Origin of the sequence: Microbacterium sp. 71-23, from assembly GCF_001897265.1 — a bacterium.
Taxonomy (GTDB): domain Bacteria; phylum Actinomycetota; class Actinomycetes; order Actinomycetales; family Microbacteriaceae; genus Microbacterium; species Microbacterium ginsengisoli.
Genome location: NZ_MKSL01000050.1, coordinates 131,586 through 153,608, shown reverse-complemented (window position 1 = coordinate 153,608; position 22,023 = coordinate 131,586). Strand labels below are relative to the sequence as shown.

19 protein-coding genes, 1 tRNA gene and 1 pseudogene are annotated in these 22,023 nt (G+C 69.6%); 17 read left to right on the top strand and 4 right to left on the bottom strand.

The window, feature by feature from the left end; all coding sequences use genetic code 11:
- Window positions 1-6: 6 nt before the first annotated feature.
- From pyrG to BGO15_RS14550, 11 genes are read left to right on the top strand one after another with little or no spacing between them, the layout of a single operon-like run.
- The gene (gene pyrG, locus BGO15_RS14600) at window positions 7-1,704 is read left to right on the top strand and encodes a CTP synthase (RefSeq protein ID WP_056209549.1); all 1,698 of its coding nucleotides are present in this window, start codon (window positions 7-9) and stop codon (window positions 1,702-1,704) included.
- The gene (locus BGO15_RS14595; RefSeq protein ID WP_056209284.1) at window positions 1,688-2,275 is read left to right on the top strand and encodes an NUDIX domain-containing protein; all 588 of its coding nucleotides are present in this window, start codon (window positions 1,688-1,690) and stop codon (window positions 2,273-2,275) included. Before pyrG ends, BGO15_RS14595 begins: the two co-directional genes overlap by 17 nt.
- 16 nt (window positions 2,276-2,291) lie before the next feature.
- The gene (xerD, locus tag BGO15_RS14590; RefSeq protein ID WP_056209281.1) at window positions 2,292-3,215 is read left to right on the top strand and encodes a site-specific tyrosine recombinase XerD; all 924 of its coding nucleotides are present in this window, start codon (window positions 2,292-2,294) and stop codon (window positions 3,213-3,215) included.
- 60 nt (window positions 3,216-3,275) lie between these two features.
- Complete coding sequence (locus BGO15_RS14585; RefSeq protein WP_056209278.1) at window positions 3,276-4,166, top strand: ParA family protein; 891 nt, start codon at window positions 3,276-3,278, stop codon at window positions 4,164-4,166.
- A complete protein-coding gene (locus tag BGO15_RS14580) occupies window positions 4,150-5,082 on the top strand; it encodes a segregation and condensation protein A (protein ID WP_082483201.1) in 933 nt (310 codons plus the stop codon). The genes BGO15_RS14585 and BGO15_RS14580 overlap by 17 nt, the downstream gene beginning before the upstream one ends.
- Window positions 5,072-5,713, top strand: a complete 642-nt coding sequence (gene scpB / locus BGO15_RS14575) for an SMC-Scp complex subunit ScpB (protein ID WP_045247661.1) — start codon at window positions 5,072-5,074, stop codon at window positions 5,711-5,713. Before BGO15_RS14580 ends, scpB begins: the two co-directional genes overlap by 11 nt.
- Entirely contained in the window at window positions 5,710-6,513 is an 804-nt protein-coding gene (locus BGO15_RS14570) for a pseudouridine synthase (protein ID WP_045247662.1), read from the top strand. The genes scpB and BGO15_RS14570 overlap by 4 nt, the downstream gene beginning before the upstream one ends.
- Window positions 6,510-7,634 carry a prephenate dehydrogenase gene (locus BGO15_RS14565; RefSeq protein ID WP_045247663.1) on the top strand — a complete coding sequence of 375 codons (1,125 nt, stop codon included), beginning with the start codon at window positions 6,510-6,512 and terminating at the stop codon, window positions 7,632-7,634. The genes BGO15_RS14570 and BGO15_RS14565 overlap by 4 nt, the downstream gene beginning before the upstream one ends.
- Complete coding sequence (gene cmk / locus BGO15_RS14560) at window positions 7,631-8,347, top strand: (d)CMP kinase (RefSeq protein ID WP_045247664.1); 717 nt, start codon at window positions 7,631-7,633, stop codon at window positions 8,345-8,347. Before BGO15_RS14565 ends, cmk begins: the two co-directional genes overlap by 4 nt.
- Window positions 8,337-9,860, top strand: a complete 1,524-nt coding sequence (gene der / locus BGO15_RS14555; RefSeq protein ID WP_045247665.1) for a ribosome biogenesis GTPase Der — start codon at window positions 8,337-8,339, stop codon at window positions 9,858-9,860. Before cmk ends, der begins: the two co-directional genes overlap by 11 nt.
- A 41-nt stretch (window positions 9,861-9,901) precedes the next feature.
- A complete protein-coding gene (locus BGO15_RS14550; RefSeq protein WP_045247666.1) occupies window positions 9,902-10,816 on the top strand; it encodes an NUDIX domain-containing protein in 915 nt (304 codons plus the stop codon).
- A gap of 1 nt (window position 10,817) precedes the next feature.
- Here BGO15_RS14550 and BGO15_RS14545 read toward each other — a convergent pair whose 3' ends face one another.
- The 3 genes from BGO15_RS14545 to BGO15_RS14535 all read right to left on the bottom strand — a co-directional run bounded on the left by BGO15_RS14545 (window position 10,818) and on the right by BGO15_RS14535 (window position 12,548).
- Window positions 10,818-11,198, bottom strand: a complete 381-nt coding sequence (locus BGO15_RS14545; protein WP_045247667.1) for an RNA-binding S4 domain-containing protein — start codon at window positions 11,196-11,198, stop codon at window positions 10,818-10,820.
- Window positions 11,195-11,884 carry a lysoplasmalogenase family protein gene (locus BGO15_RS14540; protein ID WP_045247668.1) on the bottom strand — a complete coding sequence of 230 codons (690 nt, stop codon included), beginning with the start codon at window positions 11,882-11,884 and terminating at the stop codon, window positions 11,195-11,197. Before BGO15_RS14540 ends, BGO15_RS14545 begins: the two co-directional genes overlap by 4 nt.
- Window positions 11,885-11,954: 70 nt before the next feature.
- Window positions 11,955-12,548: a GNAT family N-acetyltransferase gene (locus BGO15_RS14535; RefSeq protein ID WP_045247669.1), complete on the bottom strand. Its 594-nt coding sequence runs from the start codon at window positions 12,546-12,548 to the stop codon at window positions 11,955-11,957.
- Between the two features lie 101 nt (window positions 12,549-12,649).
- Here BGO15_RS14535 and BGO15_RS14530 point away from each other — a divergent pair.
- Both BGO15_RS14530 and BGO15_RS14525 read left to right on the top strand, forming a co-directional pair.
- Window positions 12,650-12,723 (top strand) — tRNA-Pro (locus BGO15_RS14530).
- A 215-nt stretch (window positions 12,724-12,938) separates the two neighbouring features.
- Window positions 12,939-14,092 (top strand): annotated as a pseudogene (locus BGO15_RS14525) (IS3 family transposase).
- Window positions 14,093-14,591: 499 nt separating this feature from the next.
- Here the strand turns inward: BGO15_RS14525 and BGO15_RS14520 are convergent.
- Window positions 14,592-17,372 carry a glycoside hydrolase family 15 protein gene (locus tag BGO15_RS14520; protein WP_056208423.1) on the bottom strand — a complete coding sequence of 927 codons (2,781 nt, stop codon included), beginning with the start codon at window positions 17,370-17,372 and terminating at the stop codon, window positions 14,592-14,594.
- 220 nt (window positions 17,373-17,592) lie between these two features.
- On the opposite strand from BGO15_RS14520, the gene BGO15_RS14515 reads away from it, so the two are divergent.
- From BGO15_RS14515 to BGO15_RS14500, 4 genes are all read left to right on the top strand, one after another.
- A complete protein-coding gene (locus BGO15_RS14515) occupies window positions 17,593-18,798 on the top strand; it encodes an ROK family protein (RefSeq protein WP_056208420.1) in 1,206 nt (401 codons plus the stop codon).
- A 105-nt stretch (window positions 18,799-18,903) separates the two neighbouring features.
- On the top strand, window positions 18,904-20,178 hold the full coding sequence (locus BGO15_RS14510) for an extracellular solute-binding protein (RefSeq protein ID WP_056208417.1): 1,275 nt from the start codon (window positions 18,904-18,906) through the stop codon (window positions 20,176-20,178).
- Window positions 20,179-20,217: 39 nt separating this feature from the next.
- Window positions 20,218-21,183: a carbohydrate ABC transporter permease gene (locus tag BGO15_RS14505; RefSeq protein ID WP_082483156.1), complete on the top strand. Its 966-nt coding sequence runs from the start codon at window positions 20,218-20,220 to the stop codon at window positions 21,181-21,183.
- Window positions 21,180-22,022, top strand: a complete 843-nt coding sequence (locus BGO15_RS14500) for a carbohydrate ABC transporter permease (RefSeq protein WP_056519261.1) — start codon at window positions 21,180-21,182, stop codon at window positions 22,020-22,022. The genes BGO15_RS14505 and BGO15_RS14500 overlap by 4 nt, the downstream gene beginning before the upstream one ends.
- The last annotated feature ends 1 nt before the right edge of the window (window position 22,023 follow it).

Here is a 22,023-nt window from a genome sequence, read left to right as displayed (position 1 = left end):
CCCGTGATGCATACGACTGAGTCAGCCCCCCACGGAACCCCTAACGGCACCACCAAGCACATCTTCGTCACCGGTGGTGTCGTTTCGTCGTTGGGGAAGGGGCTGACCGCCGCCAGCCTCGGAAACCTGCTGACCGCGCGCGGACTCCGAGTCGTCATGCAGAAGCTCGACCCGTATCTGAACGTCGATCCGGGCACGATGAACCCGTTCCAGCACGGCGAGGTCTTCGTGACCGACGACGGCGCCGAGACCGACCTCGACATCGGCCACTATGAGCGCTTCCTCGACATCGAGCTCAGCCAGGCCGCGAACGTCACCACCGGCCAGATCTACTCGCAGGTCATCGCCCGCGAGCGCCGCGGCGAGTACCTCGGCGACACCGTGCAGGTCATCCCGCACATCACCGACGAGATCAAGCGCCGCATGCGCCTGCAGGCGAGCGAGGACCCGCGCCCCGACGTCATCATCACCGAGATCGGCGGCACGGTCGGCGACATCGAGTCGCAGCCGTTCATCGAGTCGGCGCGTCAGATCCGTCACGAGCTCGGCCGCGCGAACGTGTTCTTCGTGCACGTGTCGCTCGTGCCGTTCATGGGTGCGTCCGGCGAGCAGAAGACGAAGCCGACGCAGCACTCGGTCGCGGCCCTCCGTTCGATCGGCATCCAGCCCGATGCGCTCGTGCTGCGCAGCGACCGCCCCGTCACCGAGTCGAACAAGCGCAAGATCGCGCTCATGTGCGACGTCGACGAGGGTGCGGTCGTCAACGCCGTCGACGTGCCGAGCATCTACGACATCCCGACGATGCTGCACGACCAGGGACTTGACGACTACATCGTCAGCGCGCTGCGCCTCGACACCGCGGCCGACGTCGACTGGAGCCGGTGGAGCAAGGTGCTGCAGGCGGTGCACAACCCGAAGCACGAGGTCACGATCGGGCTCGTCGGCAAGTACATCGACCTGCCCGACGCCTACCTGTCGGTGACGGAGGCCCTCAAAGCCGGCGGCTTCGCCCACGAGACGCACGTCAACGTAGTGTGGATCCCGTCCGACCTCTGCGAGACCCCCGAGGGCGCCGAGAAGGCGCTCGCCGCCGTCGACGGCATCGTGGTGCCGGGCGGCTTCGGCATCCGTGGCATCGAGGGCAAGCTCGGTGCGCTGCGCTTCGCCCGCGAGCAGGGCATCCCCGCGCTCGGCCTGTGCCTCGGCCTGCAGTGCATGGTCGTCGAGTACGCCCGCAACAAGGCCGGCCTGCCGGGCGCCTCGTCGAGCGAGTTCGACCCCGACACCGAGTTCCCCGTCATCGCGACGATGGCCGAGCAGGTCGACATCATCGACCACGGCGACCTCGGCGGCACGATGCGTCTCGGCCTCTACCCGGCGCAGCTGCGCGAGGGATCGCTCGCGGCGGAGCTCTACGGCGCACAGCGCGTGTCCGAGCGACACCGTCACCGCTACGAGGTCAACAACGCCTACCGCGACCAGCTCTCCGAGGCGGGCCTCGTGTTCTCGGGCCTCTCGCCCGACCGCAACCTCGTCGAGTACGTCGAGCTGCCGCGCGACGTGCACCCGTTCTACATCGCCACCCAGGCGCACCCCGAGCTGCGCTCGCGGCCGACCACGCCGCATCCGCTCTTCCGCGGCCTCGTGGGCGCGTCGCTCGACCGTCGTCGTGCGAGCGAGCTCTTCGATGTCGAACACGACTGACCCGCGCGGCCTCGCCGACGAGCCCGTCGACGTCGAGGTCGTCGCCTCCGAACTCGTCTTCGCCGGCAAGGTGTGGGACGTGCGCAGCGACACCGTGCGCTACGGCGACGGCGAGATCGTGCGGCAGTACGTCGATCACACCGGCGCCGTCGCGATCGTCGCGGTCGACGATGAGGGACGGATGCTGCTGATCCAGCAGTACCGGCACCCGATCCGTCGACGCGACTGGGAGATCCCCGCGGGCCTGCTCGACATCGTGGGGGAGGACCCCGCGACCGCCGCGCGGCGCGAGCTCGCCGAGGAGGCCGACCTCGAGGCATCCCGCTGGGAACCGCTCGTGAGCATCTACACGACGCCCGGCGGCAACGACGAGATCGTGCACGTCTTCCTCGCCCGCGGACTGTCGGCGACCACGACGGCGTTCGCGCGCGAGGAGGAGGAGCGCGACATCCGCGTGGAGTGGATCGCGATCGGCGACGTCGTCGACGCGGTGCTCGAGGGGCGCATCCGCAACGGCATCCTGACCGCCGGCGCGCTCGCCGCCGCCGAGCGCCTGCGCCGCGAGGCGTGACCGGAGCGGCGCGACCGTGACCCCCGAGCGCGTCCTCGACCGGTACCTGCGCCACCTCACGATCGAACGCGGGCTGTCGCCGCACAGCCTCGCCGCGTACCGCCGCGACCTCACGCGCTACCTGGCGTGGCTCGAGACGCGCGACGTGACGGATGTCGCGGCGCTCACGGCGAACGATGTCGACGCGTTCCTCGCCGAGGTCGCCTCGGGCGAGCCGCGGCCCGCGGCATCCAGTCTCGCGCGCCTGCAGTCGTCGGTGCGGGGACTGCACCGCTTCGCGCTGCGCGAGGGATGGACCGAGGTCGACCCGACGACGCGGCTCGTCGCGCCGAAGCTGCCGAAGCGCCTGCCGAAGGCGCTCACGATCGACCAGGTCGACCGGCTCCTCGACGGCGCCGGTCCCGCCCCGGGCGCGCAGCACGAGGCGAGCGCGGTGCAGCTGCGCGACCGCGCGCTGCTCGAGCTGCTGTACGCCACCGGAGCGCGCGTGTCGGAGGCGGTCTCCCTCGATGTCGACGACGTCATCGACACCGAGATCGTGCGCGTGCGCGGCAAGGGGTCGAAGGAGCGCATCGTGCCGCTCGGCTCGTACGCGCGCGAGGCGCTCGCGGCCTACCTCACGCGGGTGCGACCCGCACTCGCCCGCCGCGGGCGGGCGAGTGCGCGCCTCTTCCTCGGGGTGCGCGGTGCCCCGCTGTCACGGCAGAGCGCGTGGCTCGTGATCCAGGATGCCGCGGAGCGCGCCGGCCTCGACGCCAACGTGTCCCCGCACACGCTGCGGCACTCCTTCGCGACCCACCTGCTGCAGGGCGGGGCGGACGTGCGCGTCGTGCAGGAGCTGCTCGGACACGCCTCCGTCAGCACCACCCAGATCTACACGCACGTGAGCGTCGACACGCTGCGGGAGGTCTACGCGTCTTCGCATCCGCGCGCGCGGTAGCCGCGGCATCCGCTCTGCTCGTCGCTAGAATCGACCGAACGATCCGCAAGAAGGAGCACGGTGGCCAGCAGAGCAGCAGGGGGCAAGGCATCTCCGACGACAGCGGAGGACACCCCGATCGGGCCGACCGGACGCCCCTACCGCGGCTTCCCGACGCCCGCGCCGCTCGCGTCGCACGGGCCGGCCCGCATCATCTCGCTGTGCAATCAGAAGGGCGGCGTCGGCAAGACGACGACCGCGATCAACCTGGCCGCCTCGCTCGCCTCCTACGGGCGCAAGGTGCTCGCCGTCGACTTCGACCCGCAGGGCGCGCTGTCGGCCGGCCTCGGCATCACCACGCACGACGTGCCCACCGTCTACGACCTGCTGCTGGACACCAAGCGCGACCCGCATGAGGTCGTCGTGCACACCGGCGTCGAGGGTCTCGACGTGCTGCCGGCGAACATCGACCTGTCGGCGGCGGAGGTGCACCTCGTCAACGAGGTCGCCCGCGAGACGATCCTCTCGCGGGTGCTGCGCAAGCTCGCCCCCGAGTACGACGTCATCCTCATCGACTGCCAGCCCTCGCTCGGTCTGCTGACTGTCAACGCGCTCACCGCGAGCCACGGCGTGGTCATTCCGCTGGAGTGCGAGTTCTTCGCGCTGCGCGGCGTCGCCCTGCTCATCGAGACGATCGACAAGGTGCGCGACCGTCTGAACCCGACGATCCGCCTCGACGGTGTCGTCGCCACGATGTACGACCCGCGCACGCTGCACTCGCGCGAGGTGCTCGAGCGGGTCGTCGACGCGTTCGGCGATGACGTGCTCGAGACGGTCATCGGCCGCACGGTGAAGTTCCCCGACGCGACCGTCGCCGGCCAGCCCATCACCGAGTTCGCCCCCGAGCACGCGGCCGCGCAGGCCTACCTCCGTCTTGCGCGGGAGCTGGTGTCCCGTGGCGCCGTCGCCTGACGAGGCGGCAGCACCCGACGTCGTCGACCCCCTCGCGTCCGCCGACGCCGTCGCGGCGTCGCACCCCGTGCACGACTCCGCGAGCGCGGAAACCGCCTCGGCCGATGCTCCGTCGGGCGACGCGGATGCCGCGGCATCCGGTTTTCGCGTGTCCCTCGGCGTCTTCGACGGCCCGTTCGATCTGCTGCTCACCCTGATCTCCCGGCGGGAGCTCGACATCACCGAGGTGTCGCTGAGCGCGGTCACCGACGAGTTCATCGCGTACCTGCGCGAGCTCGACCCCGACGAGGAGATGGAGCAGGCGTCGGAGTTCCTCGTCGTGGCCGCGACGCTGCTCGACATGAAGGTCGCCGGCCTCCTGCCGCAGGGCGAGCTGATCGACGCGGAATCGGTCGCGCTGCTCGAGGCGCGCGACCTGCTGTTCGCGCGGCTGCTGCAGTACCGCGCCTTCAAGGAGGTCTCCGCGTGGTTCGCGCGCTCGCTCGAGCGCGAGGACCGGCGCCACACGCGGGCCGCGCGCCTCGACGAGAAGTTCCGCCGCACGGTGCCGGAGCTCGTCTGGACGCTCACGCCCGACGACTTCGCGGCGCTCGCCATGCTCGCGTTCGCTCCCCGCGCGATCCCCGAGGTCGGGCTCGACCACCTGCACGCGCCGCTCGTGAGCATCCGCGAGCAGGCCGCGATCGTGGTGACGCTGCTGCGCTCGGCGGGCACGCTGTCGTTCCGCGAGCTCGTCGCCGGCGTCGCGCAGCCCGGTATCGTGGTCGCGCGCTTCCTGTCGATCCTCGAGCTCTACCGCCATGCGGCGCTGTCGTTCGAACAGCTGGAGCCCCTGGGGGAGCTGACGCTCCGATGGAGCGCCGACCGGTGGAGCGACGAGACGCTGGCGAGTTTGGGAGCCGACTATGACCGTTGACGAGACATCCGACGACGTCGCCGCCCCCGCGGCCGACGGCCTCGTGTCGGCCGACCCGGTGCGCTGGCCGCAGGATGTCGGCTCGGTGGCCCGGCGTCTCGAGGCGATCCTGCTGATGATCGACGAGCCCCACAGCCTGGTGAGCCTCGCGGCGGCGGTGAACGCGCCGGTCGCGGCCGCGCGCGCCGCCCTGCAGGCGCTCGTCGCCGACTACGACGGCGAGTCCGACGGCCCGCGTCGCGGGTTCGAGCTGCGGGAGGTCGGCGGCGGCTGGCGCCTCTACGTGCGCGAGGACTACGACCCGCTCGTGGCCGAGTTCCTCGGCGGGCAGGCGCCGTCGCGCCTGTCGCAGGCCGCGCTCGAGACCCTTGCGGTCATCGCCTACAAGCAGCCGGTGACCCGCGGCCAGGTCGCGCAGATCCGCGCAGTGAACGTCGACTCCGTCGTGCGCACGCTCGTCTCCCGCGGACTCATCACCGAGGTCGGACAGGACGCCGAGACCGGCGCGATCCTGTACGGCACCTCCGACGCGCTGCTCGAGCACCTCGGCATCAACTCGCTCGACGACCTCCCGCACATTTCACCCCTGCTTGACGACGGTTCGCGCGGCTTCGACGAGGCGTTCCGGTGAGCGGCGCCGATGAGCAGACGGATGCCGCGGGCGTGCGTCTGCAGAAGGTGCTCGCCCACGCGGGCGTCGCGTCGCGCCGTGTCTGCGAAGAGCTGATCGCGAGCGGCCGCGTGCGCGTGAACGGGGTCGTCGTCACGGAGCTCGGCAGCCGCATCGACCCGGAGGTCGACCTGGTCGACGTCGACGGCACCGCGGTGCAGCTCGACCAGTCGAAGCGGTACGTGGTGCTGAACAAGCCGGTCGGCGTCGTCTCGACGATGCGCGACGAGAAGGGCCGCCCCGACCTGCGCCGCTACACCGCCGACTGGGACGAGCGCCTCTACAACGTCGGCCGGCTCGACCAGGACACGAGCGGCCTGCTCGTGCTCACGAACGACGGCGGCCTCGCACACGTCCTTGCGCACCCCTCGTTCGGGGTCACGAAGGTCTACATCGCGAAGGTCGTGGGCACCGTCAGTCCGCAGACGATCGCGCGGCTCACCCGCGGCGTGCAGCTGGAGGACGGCGAGATCGTCGCCGACAAGGCCCGCCTGCTCGACGCGTCCCGTGGCGGGCACGGTGCCTCGTCCCTGGTGGAGCTCACCCTTCACTCAGGGCGCAACCGCATCGTGCGGCGCATGATGGCCGAGGTGGGGCATCCGGTCATCGAGCTGGTGCGCCGCCAGTTCGGACCGCTCCACCTGGGAAGCCTCCCGGTGGGTCGGGCCCGCGAGTTGACTACAGTGGAGAGGGGCGCGCTGCTCACCCTCGCGCGCCAGGGCGCCGATCCCGCGCCCGAAGATTCTCCGGAGCTCCGATGACCGATCCCGCCGCCGTGTCCGCGCGCCCGCGCGTCGCCGTACGCACTCAGGGTCCGGTGCGCGTCGTCGGCGCCGGCCTGCTCGGTGCGAGCATCGGCCACGCCCTGCGGGCGCTGGGGGTCGAGGTCATCCTCGACGACACCTCGCGCGCGCAGCTGCAGCTCGCCGTCGACTACGGTGCGGGGCGCTCTGCCACCGCCGACGACCGCCCGTCGCTCGTCGTCGTGGCGGTGCCGCCGGATGTCACCGCGGATGTGATCGAGCGTGAGCTGGTCGCGCACCCGCAGGCGGTCGTGACGGATGTCGCGAGCGTCAAGCTCGAGCCGCTCGTCGAGCTGCGCCGCCGCGGGGTCGACCTCGCGCGCTACATCGGCTCCCACCCGCTCGCCGGGCGCGAGCGCGGGGGAGCGATCGCGGCCCGCGCCGACATCTTCATCGGACGCCCGTGGGTCGTCTGCCGCGACGCGGAGACCAGCGCCGCCGACCTCGCCGTCGTCGAAGGGCTCGCTCTCGACCTCGGGGCGACGCCCGTCGAGATGGGTCCGGAGGAGCACGACCGCTCGGTCGCGCTCGTCTCCCATGTGCCGCAGCTGGTCGCGAGCCTGCTCGCCGCGCGCTTCACCGATGCCAGTGCCGCATCGCTGTCCCTCGCCGGGCAGGGGGTGCGCGACACCACGCGGATCGCGGCATCCGCCCCCGAGCTGTGGGTGCAGATCCTCGGGGCGAACGCGGCGCCGGTCGTCGAGGTGCTCGACGCGCTCGCCGCCGACCTCGCCGACGTCGCCGAGGCGCTGCGCGCGCCCGAGGCGCCCGGGGCGCGGCGCGAGGTCGCCGAGACGATCCGCCGCGGCAACGAGGGCGTCGAGCGTCTGCCCGGCAAGCACGGTCAGAACCGCCGTTTCGAGAGCTTCGTCGTCATGGTCGACGACACCCCGGGTCAGCTGGGCCGCCTGTTCGGCGAGCTCGGCGAGCTCGGCGTCAACGTCGAGGACCTGCGCCTCGAGCATTCCCCCGGAGCCCAGTTCGGCCTCGCCGAGATCAGCGTCGTGCCGGGTGCCGTGCACCCCGCGGTCGACGGTCTCGAGGCCCGCGGCTGGAAGATTGCGAGCCTCCCCTCATGACCGAATCGCTCACCCGTCCCGGCCTCGTGCGGGTCGTGGCCGTCGACGGCCCGGCCGGCAGCGGCAAGTCGAGCGTGTCGCGCGCCGTCGCGTCGCGCCTCGGTTACGGCTACCTCGACACCGGCGCCGTCTACCGGGCGCTGGCCTGGCACGCCCTGGCCCACGCCGTCGACACGTCCGACGCATCGGCCGTCGTCGACGCCTCGGGCGATTTCGACCTGTGGATCTCACTCGATCCCGCCGAGGCCCGTGTGTCGGTCGCCGGCACCGATGTGACCGAGGCGATCCGCACGTCGCGGGTCACCGAGGCGGTCAGCGGCGTCGCCCGCGTGCCGGCCGTGCGCCGCGGGCTCACCGGCCTCTTCCGCGCGCTCGTCGCGGGCGCGGGACGCCCGGGAGTCGTCGTCGAGGGGCGCGACATCACCACGATCGTGTTCCCCGACGCCGAGGCGCGGGTGCTGCTGACGGCCGACCCGGCCGTGCGGGCCGCCCGGCGCACGGCGGAGACCGAGGGGGCGGATGTCGCGGTGGTCGCGGCATCCATCGAGCGACGGGATGCCGCCGACTCGGCCGTCGTCGAGTTCATGGACGCGGCGGACGGGGTGCGGGTCGTGGACTCGACCCACCTCGACTTCGAGGGCACCGTCGACGCGGTGCTCGCGGTGATCGCCGAGGAGACCGGCGCGGCACAGGAGGTGCACGATGTCGTCTGACGACGAGTACGAAGGCGGGCCGGACGGCCTCGCCGAGAAGCTGGCGGGCATCGACGATGCACTCGCCGACCAGCGCGCGGCGACGCTGCGCGCATCGCTCGAGGAGTACGACCTCGATGACGACGACACCGAGCTGCTCGGTGCCGTCTTCACCGACGAGCACGGCAACGAGTACCTGCCGGCGCTGCCGGTCGTGGCGATCGTGGGGCGCCCGAACGTCGGCAAGTCGGCGCTCGTGAACCGCATCCTGGGGCGCCGTGAGGCGGTCGTCGAGGATGTGCCGGGCGTGACCCGTGACCGCGTGACGTACAAGGCCGAGTGGATGGAGCGTCGCTTCTCCCTCGTCGACACCGGCGGGTGGGAGCCCGACGCGCGCGGCATCGACCGTTCCGTCGCGCAGCAGGCCGAGATCGCGATCGAGCTGGCCGACGTCGTGCTGTTCGTGGTCGACGCGATCGTCGGGGCGACCTCGACCGACGAGCAGGTCGTGAAGCTGCTGCGCCGCAGCGGCAAGCCGGTGCTGCTCGTCGCGAACAAGATCGATGACGCCCGGCAGGAGCCCGAGGCCGCGGCCCTGTGGAACCTCGGGCTCGGCGAGCCCCGCCCGGTGTCGGCCATCCACGGCCGTGGCGTCGCGGACCTCCTCGACGAGCTGGTGAAGGTGCTGCCGGATGTCTCGGCCGTCGCCTCGCACGAGATCGGCGGCCCGCGCCGCGTGGCGATCCTCGGGCGGCCGAACGTCGGCAAGTCGTCGCTGCTGAACAAGGCGGCCGGCGCCGAGCGCGTGGTCGTGAACGACCTCGCCGGCACCACTCGCGACCCGGTCGATGAGATCGTGGAGCTCGGCGGCAAGCTGTGGCGCTTCGTCGACACCGCCGGCATCCGCCGTCGCGTGCACCTGCAGCAGGGCGCCGACTTCTACGCGTCGCTGCGCACCGCGTCGGCGCTGGAGAAGGCGGAGGTCGCCGTCGTCGTGCTCGACGTCTCGGAGCCCATCAGCGAGCAGGACGTGCGCATCATCGACATGGTGCTCGAGTCGGGCCGCGCGCTCGTGCTCGCCTACAATAAGTGGGACGTGCTCACCACGATCGAGTACGAGAACATCGACCGTCGGCGCTATCTCGAGCGGGAGATCGAACAGGACCTCGCGCACGTCGCCTGGGCGCCGCGCGTGAACATCTCGGCGCGCACCGGGCGCCACCTCGACAAGCTCGTGCCCGCGCTCGAGACGGCGCTGGAGTCGTGGGATCAGCGCATCCCGACCGGGAAGTTCAACGCCTTCCTGTCGGAGCTCGTCGCCGAGCACCCGCACCCCGTACGCGGCGGCAAGCAGCCGCGGATCCTGTTCGGCACCCAGGCGTCGACGCGCCCGCCGACATTCGTGCTGTTCACGACCGGATTCCTCGACCCGGGCTACCGCCGGTTCATCCAGCGCCGCCTGCGCGAGCTGTACGGCTTCGAGGGCACGCCCGTCGTCGTGAACATGCGGGTGCGCGAGCGTCGCAAGAGGTAGCACCGGGGCCGCGGATGCCGCGGGTGTGCGAGGCTGAGGGGATGACCCTCGAACAGCCCGCCGCCGGTGAGCCGCGGCGGCCGCTCGGGCCGCGCGATCCGGGCGACGCCTGGGTCGTCGCGCCGACGGGGGAGCGGTACTGGGGCGCGTTCGGCGCCGCGGGGCTCCTCGCGCTCGACCCCGGACGCGGGGTGCTGCTGCAGCATCGCGTGTCGTGGAGCCACTTCGGCGGCACGTGGGCGCTGCCGGGCGGTGCGCGCCATCAGGGCGAGTCCGCCGTCGACGGCGCGATGCGCGAGGCGGCCGAGGAGGCCGGTGTCCCCGCGGGCGCGGTGCGCCCCCGGCTCGTGAGCGTGCTCGACCTCGACATCTGGACGTACACGACCGTCGTCGCCGACGTCACCAACCCTTTCGACCCGGTGATCAGCGACCCCGAGAGCGTCGAGCTGGCCTGGGTGCCGGTGGCGGATGTCACCGACCTCCCGCTGCACCCGGGGTTCGCCTCGTCGTGGGTGCGCCTGCGTGAGCTGCTGACCGTGCGTCCGGTGATCGTGGTCGACGCGGCGAATGTCGTCGGCAGTGTGCCCGACGGCTGGTGGCGCGACCGCGCCGGTGCCGCCGCCCGTCTGATCGACGGGCTCGGTGCGCTCGCGGCGCGCGGGATCGCGGGTGACGTGCTGCGGCTGCCCGAGTCGCGCTGGTACCCCGAGATCGTCGTGGTGCTGGAGGGGCAGGCGGGGGCTGCGGCATCCGTCGACGTTCCGGACGGGGTGCGCATCGTCGTCGCTCCGGCTGCGGACGATGACGAGATCGTCGCCCAGGCCGCCGCGCATGCTGAGGGCGGTCACGCGGTGACGGTCGTCACGAGCGACCGGGAACTGTCGGCGCGCAGCGTGTCGGCCGGTGCGAGCGTGCACGGCGCCGGCTGGCTGCGCGACCTGCTCGACGCGCGCTGAGTCAGTCGCGCCCGCGCAGCTTGTCGATGTCGCGGCGCTCGCGCTTCGTGGGGCGTCCGGCGCCGCGGTCTCGGAAGCCGAACGTTCCTGCGAACTCGCGGGACGGCGGCGGCGGGGTGCGATCGTCGTAGGCGGTGGCGGCCTCGGGTGCACCCACGCGCTTCGAGATCGTGCGACGCACGATGAGCACACGGTCGAAGCCGGCGACCCGCACGCGCACCTCATCGCCCGCGCGCACGACGACCGACGCCTTCGCATGATCGCCGCGCACCCGTACATGCCCGGCACGGCATGCCGTCGTCGCGGCCGAGCGGGTCTTGTAGACCCGCACCGCCCACAGCCAGGAGTCGATGCGCACCGATGGGGCCGCGGCATCCGTCATCGTTCGGCCCTCGTCGTGGACGAGAAGATCACGCCGGCGGCGATGAGCCCCTGCCCGAGGCAGTAGGTGACCATGACGAGCGGGCTCGTGACGGGCGGCATCGCGTCGGGCAGGAAGAGGCGCAGCGCGAGGATCGTGTCGCTCGAGAGGAAGAACGCGGCGCCGACAGCGACGAGCGGATGCGCGCGGGTCGCGCTGACGGCGGTGCCGCCGAGCACGACGCCGTAGATCGCGACGGCGGCGGTGAGGGCGCCGAGATGGGGGAGGAGGATCGCGAGCAGCACGACGTACCAGACGGCGTAGACCGCGGCCCAGGCGGGCACGCGGCGCACCGCGAGGTGCCGCCAGAACAGCCAGATGTAGAGCAGGTGGGCGAGTCCGAAGCAGGCGAGCATGACGGGCAGCTCGGGCGCGAACGGGAAGAACGTGGCCGCGCCGTCGCCGAGCAGTGAGAGGGCGAGCGCGGTGAACAGCAGAGAGAATCGGATGCCGCGTGCCCCGCTGCGTGCAGCCCACAGCACCGCGAGCGCGAGGAGCGGCATGAGCAGGAGCTTCGTCGGCGTCGCGAGCGCGTCGGCGTCGATCGCGAGCGCGCTGATGTGCACGAGCGAGACGACGCCGTAGAGCGCGAAACCCCACCACCACGACCGCGTGAGGATCACGGTGGGCTGAGCGGCGTCGGTCATGCTCTCACGGTAGCGGCCGGCGGGGTCCGGTGGTCGTGCTGGCGCGGGGGCTGACGTCGTCGCGGACCGGTCAGGCGAGGTCGCGGGCGACGACGACCACCGAGGGAGTGGCGCGGCCGGTCTCGGTGAATCCGGCCGCGAGGAACGTCGACAGCACGCCCTTGAAGAGCTCGTTCGCGCGCTTTTCGACCACGGTCGTGTCGGTAGGGTAGCCCTCGAGCAGGCGGGCTCCGTGGTCGCGGGCGTGCGCGATCGCCGCGTCGAGAAGCCGCGCGTTCAGGCCGAGCCCGCGGTGCTCGCGGCGCACCACGAAACAGCTCACCGCCCACACGGTCGGGTCATCCCACGCCGGATCGGCCACCGGCTGCAGGTTCTTCGTGCGGCCGATGCGCACTTGACGTGTGCGCGGGCCGACCCGCACCCACCCGGCCGCCTCGCCGTCGACATAGGCGATGAGAGCGGGCGCGGGGGACGCGGCATCCGGTTCTGGTAGCTCGTCGCGCAGGCGCTCGCGACGCTCGTCGGGCGAGGTGCGCTGCCAATCGGTGTTCGGCATCGTCCACCAGCCGCACTGACACGAGCGCCCGTCGCCGCCGCCCGAGAGCGCGTGCTGGGCGTCATCGAACCGCGACGCGTCGGCGGGGAGGATCTCGATCGACGGCATGCTGCGACGCTATCGGGTGCCGGAGACATCCGCCCGAGCGGTTCGCGGCACGGCATCGGTGCGGCTAAGATAGGGGAGTTGCCCGCTCGCGGGCAGCGGACCGGGATGTGGCGCAGCTTGGTAGCGCACTTGACTGGGGGTCAAGGGGTCGCAGGTTCAAATCCTGTCATCCCGACGGTCTGAAGCCCTGATGAGAAGCCATTTTCATCAGGGCTTTGTCATGTCTTCCGACGGGTTTTTGTTGGTCCCTTCGTGGTCCCCCTGCGCGGCAGGTAGGAGCGACCGATCGGACTCTGAATCGGCCTGAGTTTCGTTCCTATCGTGACGTGTACTGAGTTTCGTTCCGCTCGGTTATGAGAATCTGGCCCCGTCAGAGAGGGCCTTACGTCCATGGCTCGTCAGTACTCACCCCAGTTCCGTGAGCGCGTGCTCGCGCTTGTTCACGACGGCCGCGACGCTGGAGAGTTGGCGTCCGAGCTGGGAATCGCGTCAGCGACGATCTACCGATGGCGCCGCCAGGAGCGCATCGATGCTGGCGAGATCCCTGGCATCGACAGCACGCTGGCCGCGGAGCTTGCCGATGCGCGCCGTCGAATCCGGGAGCTGGAAGAAGAGCTCTCCGCCGCTCGTCTTGCCGCGTCGATGCTGAACGACGAGGGGATCCGCCCAAAAGGCGGTTCCCGGTCGTCGCGGCCCTGACCGGGCAGGGCATCAGCATCGCAACCGCGTGCCGGGTGCTGCGCGTCACGGACCGCGGATATCGAGCGTGGCGCGACAGGCCGATGAGCCAGCGTGCGATTCGACACGAGATGCTCGTAGAGACGATCGCGAACATTCACCGTGCCTCTCGGGGCTGCTACGGAGCCCGTCGTGTGCACGCCGAGCTCGTGCACGGACTGGGCATCCGCGTCGGCCGGGATCAAGTCGCCCGAGTAATGGCACGCATTGGTCTGCGAGGACTGGCCGGCACCCGTAGACGCTACGTGAATCGCGAACATCTCGTGACGACCGAGGATCTGGTCAACCGGAACTTCACCGCGACCGCTCCGGACCAGCTGTGGTGCACCGACATCACCGAGCACCCCACCCGCGAAGGGAAGATCTACTGCTGCTGCGTTATCGACGTCTACTCGCGCAAGATCGTCGGCTGGGCCATCGATATGCGCCAGACGACGAACCTCGTCCTCAATGCACTCGACATGGCCGTTGAAGCACGCAATCCCAGCCAGACCGTGATTCATTCCGACCACGGGACGCAGTTCACATCCTGGGCCTTCACTACACGAATCCGGGACGCCGGGCTCGTCGGATCAATGGGAACGATCGGAGACGGGTACGACAACGCGATGATCGAATCCTTCTGGGGCACCATGCAAGTCGAGCTCCTCAACCGGAAGAAATGGCGCACCCGGCTCGAACTGGCCAACGCGATCTTCGAGTACATCGAGATCTACTACAACCGGAACCGCCGCCACTCCGCCCTATCCTGGGACAGCCCGGTGGCCTTCGAAGACCGCCGGCAAACCGATTCCATCCCCGCCTGATTCTCACAAGACGACGGAACGAAACTCAGGGCACGTCACGATAGGAACGAAACTCAGGGCGAATCACTTTGGGTTTCACGGAGGTTCGCACTTTCAGTTTCGACCAGCAGATTGCGGTCGTTTCGGACAGCGCGGACCGCGGGCATGAACTCGGCGGGCGCGACATCACCGGGGTGCCGTGGAGGCGCTATGCGCTGCGTCAGCGCAGCCGGCCGAGCGGGGACCTCCGCCACCTTCCTCGGTCTCGCTCGCGAGGGTCCGCGGGCGCGTCGGCCATGTGGCACCCGTTCACCGTTTCGACGAGCGCTGTCACATGAATCGCCGTCGTTTCTGATTGAGAATTTCGCGCAGATCTCTGCGAAGTGTTCGCCGCAGCCAAGTGACGTTAACCGCGACCCGTCTCGGTTGTCCACGCGATCGGGTGCGGCGGGCCGGGAGCAATTGCCCGGCCCGCCGCACGGTCAATCAGATACCGTTGCTACTTCACTGGCCGTGAACATCAGCGGACGTTGCCGTAGATCCAGGCGGTGCTCGTCGGCGTCAGCCGGTAGCGCAGCGTGATCTGGTCGTCCTCCGACCAGGATCCCGTCGACGGGTTCTGGCGGACGAGGGCAATCGTGATCGGCTGCACCGACCAGTCGCTCGCCGAACCGCTCGTCAACGCGCTGCGCGGGATGACGACCTCGATGCGACCCGTGGACGGATCCCACTGCGGCGCGATGACCGACGTTATCGACGAGTCCGCCGTCCACGATCCGCCACTGCGCGAGAAGTGAGCGTAGTTGTTCGAGTCAGACCAGCGGCCCACCATGAATGCCGCCGGCCGCGGGAGCGTCGCCCCGTAGAGCGCCGTCGTCGAAGTCGCGGTCGAGGTGTTGCCCGAGTAGTCGCCCGCGTAGACGTTGACACCGAACTTCGGCGCCGTGTTGTAGCCGGGCAGCGTTCCCGACGCGTTGTCGATGCGGATGTAGATGTTGTTCGCATCGTTGGCCACAGCGACGTTCTTGATGTCGGTGTTCGCGTCGCCGCTCGCCTCGCTGCCCTGCTTCGAGACGAAGTAGGGGATCGGGTTCCACTGCGGCCAGTCGCCCGTCGTGCCCGAGCTCACCGTGAGGCTCGCATTCGCGCCGGCATCGCTGATGGGCGCGTAGGTGCGCGTGTCCGTCTGGTTCGTGTACGCGAGCGCCGCCAGGACGTACCAGGCGCCAGTCACCGGCTCGACCATCGTCGAGATGATCGGCTTCTGGCTGACGTTGGATACCGCCTCTCCCGGGGGCATGTACCCGACCGCGGTCCGCGTCACGTACCACGTGAGGCGGTTCAGAGCGTCGCTCGTGTTGCCCGTGTAGACGTCGTCGATCGCGGCGTACATCGACATCTGCGGCCACGACGGCTCGGCGGCGAGCGCCTCGTTGCCGGCCGGGCTGTAGGGCGACGTGTAGTAGAAGTTGTCGCCCTGGTAGCGTGCGATCCCGTACGTGTCGTGCGTCAGCGTCGAGATGATCTTCGACAGGTGCGAGACCGCCCGGCTGCTCGCCGGGTCGACCACGCCGGAGACCATGAGCATGTCGGAGGACGAGTCCACCGTCGTGCGGCCCGTGTTGTCGGCGTTGACGGCCCGGTTGAAGTAGTTGTCAGGCGAGTTCCACATGCCGGCCGGCGAGTTGAGTGAGCTCGCCTGCAGCGCCGTCGCGATCGAGCCGGCCGCGTGGCTCCACGTGTCGGCATCGCTCGTGTCGGACTTGCTCTGCGCGACCGCCTCCGCGGCCCACAGACCGCTCACGTAGAGGGCCTGCGTGAAGGCGTTGTACTCCTGCGTCTCCTCCCAGATGGATGCGTCCTTCGGGCCGAACCCGTTGCTCGCGATGTTGTTCGAGACGAAGTTCGCCGCCTTCTGCAGCGCGGGCCAGACCGCGTCGCGGAAGCCGTTGTCGCCCGTTTGCAGCCAGTGCCGATAGGAGCCGATCAGGAAGATCCCGACGCTGTCGAGCTCGGGCTCGACGAAGCTCACGTGCTGTCCCGTCCAGGTGTCGTAGGTCGTTCCGAACGACCCGTCGGTGTACTGCACGCCCGCGAGCCAGCGGAAGTACTTGTCTGCCTCCGCGTGGTGCCCGGCGGAGTCGAGAGCGAGCGCCGTGACGGCGGAGTCGCGCACCCAGCTCTTGTAGCCGTAGGCGATCGGGTTGGTCGCGGCCGGCCAGACGCCGAGCACGGGGCTCTGCGACTCCTTCATCGCGACGAGCGCGCGGTCGTAGGCCGTCGAGAGGCCCGCGTCCGTGAAGTTGCTCGTCGTTTGCGCGCCGGCGGCCAGCCAGCTCGAGTAGGCGCTCGTCGTCGTGGACAACCACGTCGAGCCCGTCTGGGCGCGTGCGGTGTCTGCCGCCGCGTTCGCGTGGGCGGTCGTGTCGCCGATCGCGAGGTAGAAGGATGCCGTCGCGTCTCCGCCCGCGGGCACGCTCACCCGCTTGTTGATCGCGAGGTCGACGTTCATTGCGGTCACGGCGGTGTTGTTCGGCAGTGTGCCGTTGTTGTCGAATGCATACCAGGGCGCGACCGTCGAGCTCGTGAGCGTCGAGTTGGTGTCGTCGCCGACCTGGTAGCCGTCGGCTCCGTCGAGGGCGCCGAGCACCACGTGGTACTGGCCGCTGGCCGACATGTCCGCCGTGGCAGCGGTGCGCGTCGCATCCCACGTTGCCGTCACGTTCTGCCCCGACGAGCCCGTGTTGTTCAGGTGCACGGCATCCAGCACATTCAGCGTCACTGCGCTTGTTCCCGGGTTGTGCAGACGGTACTGCACGACCATGAAGTGCTGATTGGGGACGAACGCGTAGTCGCGGCCGATCGAGACCGAGGTCGCGGTGCCGTTGTAGGCGCCGTAGTCGCTGCGCAGCACACCGCCCGAGTCGAGGTAGCCCGTCGCGGCCGAGAAGCCGTGCACCTGGTCGTACTTGGTGCTGTGCGTCTCGTCGCGGAAGAAGCCCGTGTAGTCGACGATCTGGTTGACCGCCGAGGCCGACGTCGCGCCGGACGGGGAGTAGTGCAGTTCCCCGAGGCGCGGTCCGTACTGCGTGTTCGAGTCGGTCTGGGCCAGCTGCGGTGCCATCCAGATGCCCGTCGTATCGGTCCAGTTGTTCATGTAGAGGCTGCGGGCGGTCTCCGTCGATGGTGAGGTCGGTGGAGTCGTCGCGCTCGCGGGCACCGCGACCGCGACGAGCGCGGCGGAGCCCACGAGAGCGAGGACGACGGCTGGTGCGAGCCGTGAGGTGAGTGAACGATGCATCGACGCCTCCTTGTGTCGAGCTGGGATGGGCTCCCGTCGAACCCAGGCGGGAGTCTCGACCCGTTTGGTTGCTGCTGTCAAGCAAACAAGATCTGAATCTGCGTAATTGCAGATCTGTCATCCCGAAGGAACATCCCCTTTCCGCCGGTTACTTGACGACAGTAATTAATCCGTGTCAGGATGGGGAGTCCCACACCGCGAGCCGAAGGAGCCTGGACGGATGCCGGAAGAGACGCCGACCGACGTCGTGACGCGCTTCGGCTCGCGTGAGCACCACCTCGGTGCTGTGTTCGAGACGGTCCTCACGCGCGGCCCCCTCTCCCGGCGCGACACCGCCCGGATCACGGGTCTGTCCGCAGCCGCCGTCACGAAGCTCGTCCGGCCCATGCTCACGCACGGGTACCTCGTCGAGCGCGATCGCGAGGCCGGTGTTCCGGGTCGTCCGCAGATCCCGCTGCAGGTCGACGCTCAGCGGCACTACGCGATCGGGATCAAGCTGATGCGGGGAGAGCTCGTCGGCGTCATGGCCGACCTGCACGCCGAGGTCCAGTCCTCCCGCCGCATCAAGTTCGACGATGTGAGCCCGACCCACGTCGTCGAGCTGATCGCCGACCTGGCGGCCGTGCTCCTCGCGAACTCGCCGGCCGCCCACGACCGGCTCCTCGGAGTGGGCATCGCCCTCGGCGGCCATGTTGATGCCGCCCGCGGGGTCATCGTGCAAGCGCCCTTCCTCGGCTGGTACAACGTACCCCTCGAACAGATGGTCGCCGAGCGGCTCCGCGTGGAGGTCGCGCTCGAGAACGACGTCAACGCCCTGGCCGTCGCCGAGCAGTGGTTCGGTCCCGGCTCCGCATTCGACAGCTTCGCCGTCGTCACGCTCGGCGTCGGCGTCGGCTGTGCCCTCGTGATCGACGGCAAGCTCTGGCGAGGCGTGAGCGGCTCCGCGGGCGAGCTGGGGCACATGGTCGTAGCGGCCGACGGCCCGCAGTGCCATTGCGGCAAGCGCGGATGCCTCGAGGCCGCGGTCGGCGACGAGGGCCTCCTCGCGGCGATGTCGCGGCGCAGCGACCGGCGCCTCACGACGCTCGCGCAGCTCATCGCGGCCGCGCACTCGGGCGACGACGACGCCCGCGCCGTCTTCGCCGAAGCCGGCACCTCCGTGGGGCGCGCGATCGCGACGGTGCTCAACCTCCTCAACCCCCCGCTCGTCGTCCTCTCGGGGGAGGGCCTGGCGGCATCCGACTTCTTCATCGACGCCTTGCGGGCCGAGCTCGCCCGAGACGCGTTCTCCACCGCGGCACAGGACTGCACGCTCCTGGTCCGCCCTCTGCCCGACGAGACATGGGCGCGGGGAGCCGCCGCGACCATGCTCCGACAGGGTGTGCTGCGCAACCTCAGCCAGCTCACCGAGACCCTCGTGGACTGAACCCCCGCGCAGGATCGCCCCGTCCCTCCAGCACCGACCGCAGTACCCCTCACGCACCACCGACCTCGTGGGAAGTTCCACGAGCAGCACTCAAAGGAGAGTCACATGGTACGTCCCATCCCTGTCCTGGTCGCCGTCGCAGCGGCGGCCGCCCTGACCCTGACCGGCTGCTCCGGCGGCTCAGGCAGCTCCCAGAGCTCCGGACCGGTCACCCTCACGTTCTGGGGGACCTACGGCAACGGCGGCAATTCCGCCCAGACCGACATGCTGCAGAACACGATCATCCCGGCCTTCGAGAAGGCGAACCCGGGCATCACGATCAACTACGTCGACATGCCGTACGACTCGCTGCAGCAGAAGCTCACGACCGGCGCCGCGGCGGGCGACCTGCCCGACCTCGTCCGCGCCGACATCGGCTGGGTTCCCAAGTTCGGCTCGCTCAAGGTCTTCGCCCCGCTCGACCAGGTCATGCCCAACTTTCAGAAGCTCGCCGACGACACCTACCCCGGCAGCCTCGCGACTAACAAGTTCGGCGACCACTACTACGGTCTCCCGCTCGACACGAACACCCGCGTGCTGATCTCGAACCCCGACGCGCTCGCGAAGGCTGGTATCACGGCCCCGCCTGCGACATTCGACCAGTTCCAGGCCAACGCGCCGGCGCTCGCGAAGGCGGGCGTCCAGGTCTTCGCCGACGGCGGCCTCCAGGGGTGGAACGTCTACCCCTGGATCTGGTCCGGCGGTGGCGAGATCACCAACCCCGACCAGACGAAGGCGACGGGCTACCTCAACGGCCCGAAGAGCGTCGCCGCGGTACAGATGCTCGTCGACCTGTACAAGGCCGGCTACATCCCTAACCTGATCATCGGCAACAAGGGTGCGACCTCGACCCAGGACGGCCTGCCCGGCGGCGCCTACGCGAGCATCCTCGACGGTCCGTGGATGGCGGCGATCTGGCAGGGCCAGTACCCCAACTTCAAGCCCGTCTACAGCGCGGTCCCGGCCGGTCCCGGGGGATCCATCTCCGTCGTCGGCGGTGAGGACATCGTCATGACGACGGCGTCGAAGAACCAGGACGCCGCGGCGAAGTTCATCGCCTTCACGCAGACGGCGGACTACCAGATCAACATGGCCAAGACCGGCCAGATGTCGGTCGTGAAGTCGCTCGACGCGCAGGAACAGGCGGCCGTTCCGGCCTTCGCGCCCTTCATTACCCAGCTGGCGACCGCCAAGCCGCGTCCCTCGGTGCCGCAGGCCTCCGCGATCGACAGCGCGCTGCAGGACGAGCTGACCAAGGCCTTCCAGGGCACGGAGACCGTGCAGCAGGCGCTCGACAACGCCGCTGCCGCGATCGATCCGCTGCTGACGAAGACCAGCTGAACTCGTGCCGACCGACTCGACGAACGAAGGGAGAACCCGATGACCGGAACAGGAACGGCCGAGGTCGCCCCCCTGAGCCGTCGGGTCGGTCGGCCCCGCTCCACCACGGCAGAGCCGCGCCGGCGTCGCCGCTTCCCGCTGACGCCCTACGTCTTCCTGGCCCCCGGCATGGCGATGTTCATCCTGCTCATCGCCTACCCGATGGTCAAGGCATTCCAGATGAGCCTCTACGACTGGAACGTCGTGGCGGGCTCCGTGAGCACCTTCATTGGCTTCGACAACTACACCCGCGCCTTCCACGATCCGCTCTTCTGGCAGAGCACCGTTAACAGCGGCCTGTACATGCTGCTCACGGTGCCGCCGCAGATCATCCTCGGCCTCCTCGTCGCGATCCTCCTCAACCGCAGGGCGCCGGGGCGCGCGCTCTACCGCGTGCTGTTCTACCTGCCCGTCGTCACGAGCTGGGTCGTCGTGACCCTGCTGTTCCAATACCTCTTCGCCGACAAGGGCATCGTCAACTGGTTCCTCACAGACGTCACGCACGCCACGAGTGAGAACATCTCGTGGCTATCGGGGCGCTGGACCGCGATGATCGCGATCTCCGCGCTCGGGGTCTGGAAGGGTGTGGGCTGGTCGATGATGATCTTCCTCGCCGCGCTCCAGGGCGTCTCGAAAGACCTCCTCGAGGCCGCGGAGCTCGACGGCGCAGGTCGCTGGAACACGTTCCGGGCCGCGATCCTCCCCGCCATCCGGCCCGCCCTCCTGTTCGTGACCGTGATGCTCGTCATCGGCGGGCTCAACGTCTTCGTCTCCGTCCTCCTCATGACCGGCGGCGGCCCGGCCGACTCGACACAGGTGCTTCTGACCTACATGTACAAGCAGGCCTTCTCGAACCTCGACTTCGGCTACGGATCGGCGATCGCGGTCCTCCTCACGATCGGGGTCTTCATCCTCTCCGGCATCCAGCTGCGCTTATTCCGCGGCGACGCGGGAGAGCTCTCGTGAGCCGGGTGCGCGCGTCCCGCGTCGCGGGAGGGCTGGGCTACTACCTCGTCCTGACGGTCGGCGCGGCGATCATGATCCTGCCGTTCGTGTACATGCTCTCGACGTCGTTCAAGAGCCAGATCTACGTGCTGACGATCCCACCGCAGTTCATCCCGAACCCGGCGACCTTCGACAACTACCTGCGCGTCTGGACGACGCAGGGTTTCGCGCTCTACTTCCTCAACTCGCTCGTCGTCGCGGTCGCGAGTACGGCCCTTTCGCTCCTGTTCAGCTCGATGATGGCTTACGGGTTCGCCCGATTCCGGTTCCGCGGGCGCGAGGTGCTCTTCCGCCTCCTGCTGCTCGGGCTGATGATCCCGGCGATCATGCTCGTCATCCCGCAATTCACGCTCGCCAAATCGCTCGGGCTCATCGACTCGCTCCTCGGTCTCGTCATCTTCTACGCCGGCTCGACCCTGGCCCTGAACACGTTCCTGCTGCGCGGCTTCTTCGAGGCGATCCCGATGGAGCTCGAGGAGGCGATGCAGATCGACGGAGCGGGCGCGTTCACGCGCTACGCGCGACTCATCCTCCCGCTCTCGCGACCCGTCCTCGCGACGTGCACGATCTTCACGTTCCTCGCTTCGTGGGACGAGTTCACGTGGGCCCTCACGACGATCAACGACCCCAACAAGCGCACGCTCCCCATCGCGATCGCGCTCCTCCAGGGACAGAACTCGACGCTCTGGGGGCTCGTCTTCGCTGCGTCGGTCATCGCCGTCGTCCCCGTCATCGTGATCTTCCTCGTCTTCCAGCGCTACTTCGTACAGGGCCTCACCAGCGGTGCGGTCAAGGGATGAA